The sequence below is a fragment of the Flavobacterium kochi genome (assembly GCF_048286715.1).
Taxonomy (GTDB): domain Bacteria; phylum Bacteroidota; class Bacteroidia; order Flavobacteriales; family Flavobacteriaceae; genus Flavobacterium.
Genome location: NZ_JBLVPW010000013.1, coordinates 41,599 through 54,293, shown reverse-complemented (window position 1 = coordinate 54,293; position 12,695 = coordinate 41,599). Strand labels below are relative to the sequence as shown.

Sequence of the window (12,695 nt, the reverse complement as noted above, 5' to 3'; positions counted from 1 at the left end):
TCATATTACCCTATAGTAAAAAAAGCTTCGTTTTACAAAACGAAGCTTTTTTTATGTTTTTTAAAGTGCCTACAAAAGCGCCTTTTTCAGCCCTTCAAAATCGAGTAAAACCTGTTCCCCCGTTATTAAATTTTTAAGTAAAAAAGAATTAGAATCCATTTCTTGTTCCCCTGCAATTACAGCAAAAGGAATTCCTCGTTTATCGGCGTGTTGAAATTGTTTGGCCACCTTTGCATTATCAGGATATAATTCCACCTTTATTCCGGAAGCTCTTAATTTTTGTATGGCTTGCAATCCATAAAATGCTTCAGAGTCACCATAATTAATAAACAACGCTTTGGAAGCTGCCGTCACGGTTTCAGGAAATAAATTCAATTCTTCGACAACCAAATAGATTCGGTCCAATCCAAAAGAAATCCCAACACCACTCATATTTTTAAGTCCAAAAATTCCAGTCAAATCATCATATCTTCCACCGCCGCCAATGGACCCCATGGCAACTGATTTTGGCGGAGCCACTTCAAAAATAGCTCCCGTATAATAATTCAAACCTCTTGCCAGGGTTACATCCAAATCTAAAATGGCAGTATTTAATCCAAGCTTCATTACATTGTCACAAATAAAACGCAACTCTTCCACCCCTTTCATTCCTTCCTGAGATTCAGTAAGCAGGACAGAAAGTTGGTTTATTTTTTCCGAAATGATTCCGGTAAAATTAAATAATGGCTGCACTTTTTCAATAGCTTCTGCAGCAATCCCTTTCTCCAGCATTTCTTTTTTCACCCCGTCCTCACCTATTTTATCGAGTTTGTCCAATGCAACGGTAAAATCTATCAATTTATCTGATGCGCCAATTACTTCAGCAATCCCAGATAAAATTTTTCTGTTATTGATTTTGATGGTTACTCCATTTAACCCTAAAGCAGAAAAAACAGTATCGTATAATTGAACCAACTCCACTTCCTGCCACAAGGATTTAGAACCTACTACATCAGCATCACATTGAAAAAATTCCCTGAAACGTCCTTTCTGTGGACGGTCAGCTCTCCACACAGGCTGGATTTGATATCTTTTGAATGGAAATTCAATTTCGTTTTGGTGCTGTACTACATAACGGGCAAACGGAACAGTTAAATCATAGCGCAAGGCTTTCTCAGAAATACTTGACGTTAATTTAGTACTGTCTTTATTTTCTAAATGAGCGGCATCGGCTTTCGCCAAATAATCTCCGGAATTTAATATTTTAAAAATCAAACGATCGCCTTCTTCCCCATATTTTCCCATTAAGGTTTCGGAATTTTCGAATGAAGGCGTTTCTATAGGCTGAAAACCAAATTTCTCGAAATTACTTTTTATAATCTGAATAATATATTGACGTTTTGCCACCTCAGTTGGGGAAAAATCTCTGGTTCCTTTTGGAATGCTCGGTTTTGATGCCATTGTTGCTTTACGGATTATGAATTACGAATTACCTATTTTAAACAAAACAATCGACTAACAAAATCGCAGATCGCAATTCAAAAATTGTAATTCTTTGCAAATATCTTATTTTTAAAATAAATCCGTTTACAAATTCCCGCAATTTTATTAATAATGACTAGCCCGCATGGAAGCGAAAACAGCGCAGTAAAAAACAACCGCAACTTTCTTCGCTGAAGGAGCTATCAGGGAAAGCTTCCTTTAGGCAATTGAAACCAAATTATTTTACTGACAGTTTGTACTGAAAAGCAGGAAATCGCTACAAGGAAAAAGAGATTGGACTAAATTGGAATTTTAGAAAAGAAAACATGTAACAAAAATTGTATTTTCGTGTCAAACTTGTATGATGCTAAAATTATTCAAAGAAAATATTCGGATTGCATTTGGTTCTATCAGAACACAATTGTTAAGAACCATACTTACGGTGCTGATTATCGCCATCGGGATCACCGCTTTGGTTAGCATATTAACTGTTGTTTCAGCTTTAGAAAACACGATTTCGACTGATTTTGCCTCGATGGGGGCGAATACTTTTAATATTAATCAATATGAAAACGAAGTCCGAAACCGTGGCGGACAGGAACGTGAAATTATAAATCCGATTATTTCCTATCCGGAAGCCGTCGCTTTCAAAAACAAATATAAATATCCTTTTACCGAAACGTCTCTTTCCTTTAAAGCCACATCAATAGCGGAAGTTAAATACGGAGCCATTAAAACTGATCCCGAAAATTCAATTGTAGGCGTTGATGAACATTTCATCACCAATTCCGGCTTAGAAACCAGTTCAGGACGAAATTTTACCGGTTTTGACATCGATAATAATGTCTATGCCTGTATTGTCGGTTCTGATTTTGAAAAAGGATTACTCAAAGACGTTAACCCAATTGACAAAGTGATTTCGATTCGTGGCGCCCGATTTAAGGTTATTGGAGTGCTGAAAGAAAAGGGGAGCACCTTCGGAAACAGTCAGGATTTAAGAGTTTTAATCCCAATTCAAGTAGCTCGTTCTCTTTTTACTGCACCAAATATCAATTATACTATGAGTATTATGGTTTCCAAGAAAGAATTATTGGATCAAGCCATAGATAATGCTACCAGTACCATGCGCAGGGTCCGTAAATTAAGCCCCGTAAAGGACAATAATTTTGGTGTCGTTCGCAGTGATGACTTGATCAACAGAATCCTTGGAATTACTAAATACCTTGGACTTGCATCCTGGCTCATCGGTATTATCACCGTTCTTGGATCTTCTATCGCTTTGATGAATATCATGATTGTTTCCGTGACCGAGCGTACTAGAGAGATCGGCGTTAGAAAAGCATTAGGCGCTAAAAGAACCACGATTGCTTTTCAGTTTTTTATAGAAACCTTACTTATAGGACAATTAGGAGGTCTGACAGGAATTATTTTTGGAATCTTAATTGGATTTGGAATCGCTACGGCAATGACTTTTGTATTTGTAATTCCATGGGGCGCTATCATGGCAGCATTTATAACCAGTTTTATCGTAGCAATAGTTTCCGGTTTATATCCTGCTGTAAAAGCTGCTAAACTGGATCCCATTGAGGCATTGCGATACGAATAGTTTACAGCGGTAAAAGAAGCACTGAATACCTTTTTTTTGATGGCTTACTAATGATGGCTTCGCCGATTCGTACTTTCGGGCCTGGAGACCGATTTTTAATTTCAGAAATTTAACTGCTAAGAACTGCTTTTGTCATCCTGTCATTTCCGTAAATATCCTTGCGCAATTCGATATTTTTGAATTTCAAGTTTGTGAGTAAATCAATCATTTCTTTTCCTAAATACTGATTGATTTCAAAATACAATTGCCCGTTTGGCACAAGATTTTTTTGAGCCAGTTCAGCTATTTTTCTATAAAAAATCAGCGCATCATTATCTTCGACAAAAAGAGCCAAATGCGGTTCATTGTCCAAAACATTTTTCTTAATTTCTTCTTTTTCCAGATTCCGAACATAAGGAGGATTGGAAACAATAATATCAAATTGCTGTTGTAAACCTTTGGCTTCAAGAATGTCTTTCTGTATAAAAGTAACATCAACGGTATTAATTTGGGCATTTTTTTTAGCTATGTCCAACGCATTTTCGGAAACATCAAGGGCATACACTTGGGCATTAGAAATGTTTTTCCCCAATGAAATAGCAATGCAGCCACTTCCGGTTCCAATATCCAGAATTCGTAAGATCTTATTTTTTTCATGGGATGCATTAGATGCTATAATCCAATCCACTAATTCTTCGGTCTCCGGTCTTGGAATCAAAACATTTTCATTTACTTCAAAATCCAACCCATAAAAACTGGTTTTCCCTAATACGTATTGCACTGGAATTTCCTTTTTTAATAGTTCCAAAATACCATTCCAAACCGCAATTTCCTCTTCCGAAAAAACCAAATCAGGATGCAACGCCAAGTCAATTCTTTTCAACTGCTTTTTCTCCTCTAAAATCAGATAGAAAAAACTCTCGGCTTCGCCCGCATCATAAATTGGAGTAAGCGCGTCAATAAATTGAGTTCTGTATTCTTTTATTTTCATTTTATCAGGTAATCGATTCTAATGAATTGTCGCTATCGATTCATCATTCATATTGCTAAACTTATAACTCTTTCAACATCCAAACCGGGCAACTTGTATGACCGGTGCTTCCCATTGGAGAACAGATGTATTCGAAACCTGTTTTTTGGTACAATTTCTGAGCATCATGCATAAACGGCATGGTTTCCAGGTAACATTTTTCGAACCCAAAATCCTTCGCACTTTGCAAACACATCGCCATCATTTTACTACCAATTCCCAAACCTCTGGTTTCTGGTAAAAAGTACATTTTTTGCAATTCACAAATGGTTTCCGTTTCATTTTCAAGTGGAGCTACTCCAGCTGAACCGATGATTTCCCCCTCTTTTTCAACTACATAATAAACAGATTTAGGCTTATTATACTCTTCAAACATAAAATCCAAATAAGGATCTTCATAAGCAGTCCCCACCTTTGGAATGTTCAATTCATCAAAAACCGCTCGTATGAGTTGTGCAACTGCCTGATTGTCTTCTTTTTTTATTTTTCTAATAGTGTAATCTCCCATTTTCTTTCAGAAACTAATTTTATACACAAAAGTAGAAATTGTTTATTGTTATTTTCGATAGTTTCAAAACTAATCCCGAAGTTTCGGGGCTAAACCCAAAAATTACTACTTTTGTAATGTGAAAATACATGAAAAATATATAAAACGATGCATCGAACTAGCCAGAAATGGTTTAGGAACAACCTATCCAAATCCTTTGGTTGGCAGTGTAATTGTTTATCAGGATAAAATCATTGGCGAAGGCTGGCATAAAAAAGCGGGAGAAGCTCACGCCGAAGTTAATGCTGTGGATTCCGTAAAAGATAAAGCGCTATTAAAAAAAGCGACTATTTATGTGAGTTTAGAACCGTGTAGCCATTTTGGAAAAACACCTCCTTGCTGCGATTTAATTATCAAAAATAAAATTCCAAATGTGGTTATCGGAACTATTGATCCAAATATAAAAGTCGCAGGAAACGGAATCAAAAAACTTATTGAAGCCGGAATGCAAGTTACTGTCGGTATTCTTGAAGCGGAATGTCATGAACTGAACAAACGCTTTTTTACCTTCCACGAAAAGAAAAGACCTTATATCATTTTAAAATGGGCCGAAAGTCAGGATGGTTTTATTGCACCTTTAGAAAAAGAGGAGAAAAAACCAGTTTGGATTACCAATGTTTATTCCCGCCAATTAGTACACAAATGGCGAACAGAGGAGCAGGCTATACTGGTGGGAACGCAAACCGCTATTGATGACAATCCAAAACTGAACGCACGGGACTGGAATGGAAACAATCCTATCCGATTGATTTTAGATCAAAATAATCGGATTCCGAAAAACAGTCATCTCTTTAACAATGAGGTTAAAACTATCCTATTTTCAAAATCGCAAACCACAATTGAAAAAGAAAACACTATCTTTGAAGTAATTGATTTTGAACAAAACATAGCAAAACAAATACTGAAAGCATTGTATCAGCATCAGATTCAATCCGTAATTATTGAAGGCGGCCGACAGACACTACAGACTTTTATTGACGTAAATCTTTGGGATGAAGCAAGAATCTTTGTTGGAAACATTCAATTTACTACAGGAACAAAAGCCCCAATACTAGATAAAAAACCGTTTAAAAAATATTCGATAGCCAACGATGAACTTATAATTTCTAGAAACCATGATTAATACCATTATTTTTGATTTTGGGGATATCTTTATCAATCTGAATAAACAAGCCACCATGGATGCCTTATATCAATTAGGCCTGCCGGAGTGGAATGAAGAATTGGACCATTTGAATATTCAGTTTGAAACGGGTCAGATCTCACGTGAAAAATTCCTGCTTGGCATTCAAAAACAGGTGCCCAATGCTTCTATAAACGAAATTTTAGATGCATGGAATGCTATTCTTCTTGATTTCCCATTATACCGATTGGAATTTCTTCAAATGCTTTCCAAAAAATACCGACTCTTTTTATTGTCCAATACTGATTCCATCCATATAGAAACTTTCGAGCAAAAAAATGGAATTTCATTTTACAGTGATTTTTACCAGTGTTTTGAAAAAGTATATTTTTCGTTTGAAGTAGAAATGAGAAAACCCAGCCCTGAAATTTTCAATTATTTGGTAAACAAACATGATTTAGCTCCAAAACGCACTTTATTTATTGACGATAAAAAAGAAAATACAGATGCGGCTCTTGCATTAGGTTTTCAAGTTTGGAATTTACAAGTTGGAAAAGAAGATGTGGTTAATTTATTTGACAAAAAAATAATTTAGAAAGAATACCTTTTTGGAATCTAAAGACACTTACAATACCATTGATTTTCCCTCTTCGGAAGTACTATTTAAAGAAAAAAACAGTAAATTCTTTGGCTATGCTTACCCCATTCATTCTGAAGAGGAAGTAAAACCGTTAATCGAAACTTTACGAAAACAACATCCCAATGCAGGACACTTTTGCTATGCCTATCAAATAGGTGCTGATACCGTTACTTATAGAGCTAATGACGATGGAGAACCCAGCAACACGGCAGGCGTGCCTATTTACGGACAAATTCAGTCGTTTACTGTAACCAATGTATTAATTGTAGTGGTTCGGATTTTTGGAGGCGTAAAGCTAGGTGTCGGCGGATTGATAGCTGCTTATAAGACCACCGCTCAAATGGTTCTTGAAACCTGCGAAATAGTCGAAAAAACTATAAATATTCATTATTCAATTACATTCGACTACAAAAACATGAATAAAGTAATGCGGGTAATTAAGGAGAAAAGAATGGAAATTGTAGCTCAGGAAATGGAAATAAATCAGGATTCCGGACTTCCGATAAGCAAAATAGAAGTAAAAACACGAAAAAAAAATGCCGAAATAATATTCGACACCTTTAATCTAATGTTTGAAATCGATATAAAACGACTCTAATTTCTACTCGAAATTACTGTTTCTATAATTTATTCTATCCTTTTTAACAATTCTAAAATATAATCCGGAGGAGCTGTTGGACGACCCGTTTTTAAGGATACAAAAACCAAAATAAATTGAGCAGTTGTTAATAACTCATCAGACTCATTATAAATAGCACAATCAAATTCAATCTTCACGGAACTCTGACTTTTGAAAGTTGTATGAACGGTAAGCACCTCATCATACCGAGCTGATTTTTTATAATTTATATTCATCGAAACAATTGGCAACCCAATACCGCTTTCTTCCATGGTTTTATACGAAATCCCTTTGTCTCTAAGCCATTCCACCCTTCCTATCTCAAAATAGGGAATGTAATTACCATGATATACAACGCCCATTTGGTCCGTTTCTGAATAACGTACACGAACTTGAATTTGATGATCTTTCATTAATTATGTATTAAAAATTTTAAATTTTAAAAGCTCCTTACAACAATAATTTGTAAAATTATTACCCAATATATTTTTTTTTACAGAAATTTGTTCACATATTTGTTACCCCGAAAAACAATAGAATTTCACTCTTTTTTAAGTAAGATAATAATTACCGAATAAAAATAATTTAACAGAATATATGAACAAAACTGCTCAATCAGTATGGGAAAACTGTTTGTCTTTTATAAAAGACAACATTCAAGATCAAGCCTACAAAACTTGGTTTGAACCAATCAAATCAGTTGAGCTAACCGATAATGCATTATATATTCAAGTTCCAAGTAAATTTTTCTATGAATGGTTAGAAGAACACTATGTAAAATTATTAAAAGTGGCACTTACCAAAGAACTTGGGAAAAACGCAAAGTTACTCTATAAAATCAGAATGGAAAACACTTATGGCAATAAACAACCGTTTACGGAACAATTGCCAAGTGCCAACAGAGTTCCAATGAAGCCTCAAGAAGTTGACGCTCCATTTAAAAACTTAAACCCGGAATTAAAAAATCCGTTTGTAATTCCTGGAATACGTAATTTAAAAATTGAATCTCAACTTAACGCAAATTATAGTTTTGACAATTTCCTTGAAGGAGACTCCAATAGGTTAGCCCGTTCTGCGGGTATGGCTGTTGCCAATAAACCCGGCGGAACTTCATTTAATCCGCTATTGATTTTTGGAGGAGTTGGCCTTGGCAAAACCCACTTGGCGCACGCTATTGGTGTGGAAATAAAAGATAAATATCCTGAAAAAACTGTTTTATACATTTCGGCTGAAATTTTCACCCAACAATATATCGACTCGGTAAAGAAAAACAACCGAAATGATTTCATACACTTCTATCAGTTAATTGATGTTTTGATTATTGATGATGTTCAATTCCTTTCTGGAAAATCAGGAACTCAAGATGTGTTTTTTCATATTTTCAACTATTTGCATCAAAATGGGAAACAGGTAATCTTGACATCAGACAAAGCACCCGTTGACATGCAAGACATTGAACAACGTTTATTATCTCGTTTCAAATGGGGATTGTCTGCAGAATTGCACCAACCGGATTATGAAACCAGAATTTCTATCCTTAAAAACATATTGTATAGAGATGGTGTGGAAATACCTGAAGAAATAATTGAATACGTTGCAAGAAATATCAAATCTAATGTACGAGAATTGGAAGGAGCTATTATTTCCTTGATTGCACAATCGTCTTTTAATAAAAAGGAAGTTACCTTAGAACTTGCTAAAAGTGTTGTTGAAAAATTTGTAAAAAATGTAAAACGGGAAATTTCTATCGATTACATTCAAAAAATTGTTTCCGATTATTTCCAATTGGATTTAGAAACGTTACAATCAAAAACCCGAAAGAGGCATGTTGTACAGGCGAGGCAATTAGCTATGTTTTTTGCAAAAAAATTCACAAAAGCATCTTTGGCCAACATTGGTTCACAAATTGGAGACAGAGATCACGCTACAGTATTACACGCATGCAAAACCGTTGACAATTTAGTTGCTACCGACAAACAATTCAAAAAATTTGTTGAAGATATCAATAAAAAATTAACGCTATAAAAAGCATCATGTCCATAAAAATTTTAATGGTTTGTTTAGGAAATATTTGTCGGTCCCCCTTGGCCGAAGGTATATTAGCATCAAAACTCCCAAAAAATAAATTTACAGTTGATTCGGCAGGAACAGGTTCATGGCATGTTGGTCATTCCCCTGATGATCGTTCCATTGCTGTTGCAAAAAAAAATAAAATAAATATTTCAAATCAAAAAGGACGCCAATTCAGCACCAATGATTTTGATACTTTCGACTATATCTTTGTGATGGATAATGCTAACTATGAGCATGTTATTGAGCTCGCTGAAAACCAGGATCAAAAAGAGAAAGTACACCTTATTTTGAATGAATTATTTCCAAATGAAAATGTAGATGTTCCAGATCCTTTTTTTGGTTTAACCAACGGATTTGAAATAGTTTACAATATGCTTGACGAAGTTTGTGACGCAATTGCTAAAAAATTAATAGCCAAACATCAATAATGGCTCAGTTCTAAAATATATTTTCGGGAATTTATTGTCCCTTTAAATAGCAATCACAGTATTTACAAAAAAGCACAGCATACCATTTACTTTAAAAACATAAAATCAAACTGATGAAATCAATCCCTCTTTTAGGAAAACTCTATTTAATACCAACTACTTTGGGAGATAGCGATCCTATGGATGTCTTGCCACAAACCGTAAAAAGAAGTATTGATTTTATTGATTATTACATTGTTGAAAACGAGAAAACAGCCCGAAAATCCATCAAAGGAGTTAGTCCTGAAAAGAAACAATCGGAGCTAAAACTTTTTGTTTTAAACAAACACACTGAAACTAAAGAGCATTTAGATTTTATCAAACCTTTATTAGAAGGAAAAAATGTAGGATTAATGAGCGAAGCAGGCTGTCCTGGTGTAGCTGATCCTGGCGCAGTAATTGTAAAACTGGCACATGAAAAGGGAATACAGGTGATTCCGCTTGTAGGCCCTTCCTCTATTCTTTTGGCGATGATGGCATCTGGAATGAACGGACAAAGTTTTACATTTAATGGCTATTTACCAATTGAAAAAGGGGAAAAGAAAACGGCTCTGAAAAACCTGGAAAAACTATCTCAGGATAAAAACCAATCGCAAATTTTTATAGAAACACCGTATAGAAATAATAAAATGCTGGAGGATATCTTACAGGCCCTTAATCCCGCCACGTATCTTTGTATAGCAACTGATATTACTTTGCCGACAGAATACATCAAAACTATGCGCGCCTCTGATTGGAAAAAAACATCCGTGGATTTACACAACCGCCCTACTATTTTTATTATTCATAAAATATAGCATCCCAAAATTTCTGATTTAGCATCAGTATACAATACCGTTAGTATTAAATCAAAAACTCCGTGAAAGAGGTGATTTAACAGAATACCTGCAAAAACATTCTTTCTAAACCATGGCTTTAGCTCTTTCTGACGACAGATTACTATAGTGCTCTAAAAATAAAATGTGCCGCATTGAAAGGTCATTAACTATTGCGCAAAAAACATAACAATTCTCCCTTTTTTTTTCGCTATAAATGGATTTTATTGCTAAAGATGGATATAAATCCCTAACGCACATTAACTTTATTTATAGAAAATGTTAACGGCATCACTTTGAAAAAAGTGGTAACTTTACTAGTCCCCAATATAATTTTTTGACCAATATTCAAAAAATATAACCACTGATGTTTTGAATTGTAATGATTCAAATGAAACTAAAATTAATAACAAAAAGGGGGAGAAAATGATAAGCCTTATTAAATTTATTTGAATCATAACTGTTGACTTGAATATAATTTAAAAATTAAATGTCATGAAATCGTTTATTATTGTTGTGCTTTTTTTAAGCATAACCCTTACATCTTATTCGCAGGATATCGATGGAAATATAAAGATGGAGGAATTACCTGGGGTTGTAATTAAAAGCGCCGGAAAAGACTTCTCTATATATTTACCGGATAGAAATCCTGATAAAAATGTAAGAGCTTTAGAAGAAAAATTTATCGCCTATGATCTGGGGAAAGATTATGAAGGATATGAAAACTATTTAGTAATTATGGAAACCAAAAATGGATCACTGAATGCAACTTATAATGAAAATGGAAAATTGGTCCGAGTAGTTGAAAACTACAAAAACGTAAGACTGCCAAGTAGTGTAATTTATTCCGTTTATAAAGCTTTTCCAGGATGGCAAATTGTAAATGACAAATATTTATATTCTCAAAAAGAAGGTGACGTTCTTAAAAAAGAATATAATCTCAGAGTAAAAAAAGACAAAGAAGTTCGCAAATTAGTTGTTAATGCGAATGGGGATATTGTCAAAGGAATGTAATCACAAATAAACATAAATCAAAAGCTATCATTCAGATAGCTTTTTTTTGAAACTTAGACAACGATTTATTTTTGAAATTTTAATCTTAAAAAAGCAAATTTAGGGTTAAACCAGTTATATTTATCAGGTAACAAATGAAATCATTATATGAGTAAATTACCAAATATCGGTACGAGTATTTTTACTGTTATGTCTAAAATGGCAACTGAGTATAACGCTATTAATCTATCGCAAGGTTTTCCAAACTTTTCTGTTGACCATAGATTAACGAACATTGTCGCAAAACTTGCTAAAGAAAATGTTCATCAATACCTGCCCATGTCAGGTTATTCGCCACTACTATCAAAAATAACGGCACTTATCAAAAAATCATACAACAGAACCGTTCAGGCTGATACGGAAATAATAATAACTGCAGGGGCTACCCAAGCCATTTTCACCACAATACTGGCATTAGTAAAAAATAATGATGAAGTTCTTATTTTAGATCCAAGCTACGACTGTTATGAAGCGCCCGTACTATTATGCAACGCCAATCCGATTCGCGTGGCTTTAAACGATGACTACACCCCAAATTGGGAAATTATAGAAAAATCCTGCACGCCAAAAACGAAAATGATCATCATTAATAATCCACATAATCCAACTGGGAAAATTTTAACGAAATCCGATTTTGAATCATTGGAAATCCTATTGGAAAAATATCCCAACCTCCTACTTCTTTCGGATGAAGTGTATGAATACATCACTTTTGAAGAAAAACATATTTCAGCTCATACCAGAACAAAACTACTCCAACGTTGTGTGATGATTTCCTCTTTTGGAAAATCGTTTCATGTTACCGGATGGAAAATTGGTTATCTGGTAGCACCTGAATACTTAACGAAAGAAATTAAAAAAGTCCATCAATTTTTAGTTTTCAGCGTAAACAGTATTTGTCAAGTCGCTATTAGTGACTATTTAGACATTGTTTCTGTAGATGAAATTAGTGAATTTTATCAGCAAAAAAGAGATTATTTCAGACAATTACTAAAAGACAGCCGCTTCAAGCTCCTACCCTGCGAAGGAACTTATTTTCAGGTGGCTTCTTATGCTGCGATTTCAAATGAGAATGATGTTGATTTTTGCAAGCGCCTGATCATTGAACATGGCGTGGCTGCCATTCCGATCTCTACTTTTTATGCCGATGGAAAAGACTTGAAATTAATTCGCTTTTGTTTTGCCAAAGACAATGCAACGCTGGAAGAAGCCGCTAAAAGATTATGCGCCATTTAAAAGGATTGCTTTTATTTTTTTTATTATGCATGCATACTATTTTAAT

13 protein-coding genes are annotated in these 12,695 nt (G+C 34.6%); 9 read left to right on the top strand and 4 right to left on the bottom strand.

Annotated elements, in window-relative coordinates; translation table 11 throughout:
- Positions 1-69 precede the first annotated feature (69 nt).
- Positions 70-1,440 carry a histidine--tRNA ligase gene (gene hisS / locus ACNQGH_RS12735; protein ID WP_417956392.1) on the bottom strand — a complete coding sequence of 457 codons (1,371 nt, stop codon included), beginning with the start codon at positions 1,438-1,440 and terminating at the stop codon, positions 70-72.
- A gap of 382 nt (positions 1,441-1,822) precedes the next feature.
- On the opposite strand from hisS, the gene ACNQGH_RS12730 reads away from it, so the two are divergent.
- Complete coding sequence (locus ACNQGH_RS12730) at positions 1,823-3,067, top strand: ABC transporter permease (protein ID WP_417956391.1); 1,245 nt, start codon at positions 1,823-1,825, stop codon at positions 3,065-3,067.
- A 109-nt stretch (positions 3,068-3,176) separates the two neighbouring features.
- Here ACNQGH_RS12730 and prmC read toward each other — a convergent pair whose 3' ends face one another.
- Entirely contained in the window at positions 3,177-4,037 is an 861-nt protein-coding gene (gene prmC, locus ACNQGH_RS12725) for a peptide chain release factor N(5)-glutamine methyltransferase (RefSeq protein WP_417956390.1), read from the bottom strand.
- 61 nt (positions 4,038-4,098) lie between these two features.
- On the bottom strand, positions 4,099-4,584 hold the full coding sequence (locus tag ACNQGH_RS12720) for a GNAT family N-acetyltransferase (RefSeq protein WP_417956389.1): 486 nt from the start codon (positions 4,582-4,584) through the stop codon (positions 4,099-4,101).
- Positions 4,585-4,702: 118 nt separating this feature from the next.
- Here ACNQGH_RS12720 and ribD point away from each other — a divergent pair, with 118 nt between their 5' ends.
- From ribD to ACNQGH_RS12705, 3 genes are read left to right on the top strand one after another with little or no spacing between them, the layout of a single operon-like run.
- Positions 4,703-5,746, top strand: coding sequence for a bifunctional diaminohydroxyphosphoribosylaminopyrimidine deaminase/5-amino-6-(5-phosphoribosylamino)uracil reductase RibD (gene ribD, locus ACNQGH_RS12715; protein WP_417956388.1), 1,044 nt, complete (start codon positions 4,703-4,705; stop codon positions 5,744-5,746).
- A complete protein-coding gene (locus tag ACNQGH_RS12710) occupies positions 5,739-6,341 on the top strand; it encodes an HAD family hydrolase (RefSeq protein ID WP_417956387.1) in 603 nt (200 codons plus the stop codon). The genes ribD and ACNQGH_RS12710 overlap by 8 nt, the downstream gene beginning before the upstream one ends.
- Positions 6,342-6,354: 13 nt before the next feature.
- Entirely contained in the window at positions 6,355-6,984 is a 630-nt protein-coding gene (locus tag ACNQGH_RS12705) for an IMPACT family protein (RefSeq protein WP_417956386.1), read from the top strand.
- 29 nt (positions 6,985-7,013) lie between these two features.
- On the opposite strand, the gene ACNQGH_RS12700 is transcribed toward ACNQGH_RS12705, so the two are convergent.
- Positions 7,014-7,418 carry an acyl-CoA thioesterase gene (locus ACNQGH_RS12700; RefSeq protein ID WP_417956385.1) on the bottom strand — a complete coding sequence of 135 codons (405 nt, stop codon included), beginning with the start codon at positions 7,416-7,418 and terminating at the stop codon, positions 7,014-7,016.
- 184 nt (positions 7,419-7,602) lie between these two features.
- Here ACNQGH_RS12700 and dnaA point away from each other — a divergent pair, with 184 nt between their 5' ends.
- From dnaA to ACNQGH_RS12675, 5 genes are all read left to right on the top strand, one after another.
- Positions 7,603-9,030: a chromosomal replication initiator protein DnaA gene (gene dnaA, locus ACNQGH_RS12695; protein ID WP_035674283.1), complete on the top strand. Its 1,428-nt coding sequence runs from the start codon at positions 7,603-7,605 to the stop codon at positions 9,028-9,030.
- Between the two features lie 8 nt (positions 9,031-9,038).
- Positions 9,039-9,506 (top strand): low molecular weight protein-tyrosine-phosphatase, encoded by a 468-nt coding sequence (locus tag ACNQGH_RS12690; protein ID WP_417956384.1) that lies wholly within the window; start codon positions 9,039-9,041, stop codon positions 9,504-9,506.
- Positions 9,507-9,619: 113 nt separating this feature from the next.
- Positions 9,620-10,342: an SAM-dependent methyltransferase gene (locus ACNQGH_RS12685; protein WP_417956383.1), complete on the top strand. Its 723-nt coding sequence runs from the start codon at positions 9,620-9,622 to the stop codon at positions 10,340-10,342.
- Between the two features lie 513 nt (positions 10,343-10,855).
- A complete protein-coding gene (locus tag ACNQGH_RS12680; protein WP_417956382.1) occupies positions 10,856-11,374 on the top strand; it encodes a hypothetical protein in 519 nt (172 codons plus the stop codon).
- Between the two features lie 147 nt (positions 11,375-11,521).
- Complete coding sequence (locus ACNQGH_RS12675; RefSeq protein ID WP_417956381.1) at positions 11,522-12,649, top strand: methionine aminotransferase; 1,128 nt, start codon at positions 11,522-11,524, stop codon at positions 12,647-12,649.
- The last annotated feature ends 46 nt before the right edge of the window (positions 12,650-12,695 follow it).

Bases quoted from the DNA above. Each gene is read 5' to 3' on its own strand.
- hisS (WP_417956392.1), bottom strand. From the start codon at position 1,440: ATGGCATCAAAACCGAGCATTCCAAAAGGAACCAGAGATTTTTCCCCA.
- ACNQGH_RS12685 (WP_417956383.1), top strand. From the start codon at position 9,620: ATGAAATCAATCCCTCTTTTAGGAAAACTCTATTTAATACCAACTACT.
- ACNQGH_RS12710 (WP_417956387.1), top strand. From the start codon at position 5,739: ATGATTAATACCATTATTTTTGATTTTGGGGATATCTTTATCAATCTG.
- ACNQGH_RS12700 (WP_417956385.1), bottom strand. From the start codon at position 7,418: ATGAAAGATCATCAAATTCAAGTTCGTGTACGTTATTCAGAAACGGAC.
- ACNQGH_RS12680 (WP_417956382.1), top strand. From the start codon at position 10,856: ATGAAATCGTTTATTATTGTTGTGCTTTTTTTAAGCATAACCCTTACA.
- ACNQGH_RS12690 (WP_417956384.1), top strand. From the start codon at position 9,039: ATGTCCATAAAAATTTTAATGGTTTGTTTAGGAAATATTTGTCGGTCC.
- ACNQGH_RS12675 (WP_417956381.1), top strand. From the start codon at position 11,522: ATGAGTAAATTACCAAATATCGGTACGAGTATTTTTACTGTTATGTCT.
- prmC (WP_417956390.1), bottom strand. From the start codon at position 4,037: ATGAAAATAAAAGAATACAGAACTCAATTTATTGACGCGCTTACTCCA.
- dnaA (WP_035674283.1), top strand. From the start codon at position 7,603: ATGAACAAAACTGCTCAATCAGTATGGGAAAACTGTTTGTCTTTTATA.
- ACNQGH_RS12730 (WP_417956391.1), top strand. From the start codon at position 1,823: ATGATGCTAAAATTATTCAAAGAAAATATTCGGATTGCATTTGGTTCT.
- ACNQGH_RS12720 (WP_417956389.1), bottom strand. From the start codon at position 4,584: ATGGGAGATTACACTATTAGAAAAATAAAAAAAGAAGACAATCAGGCA.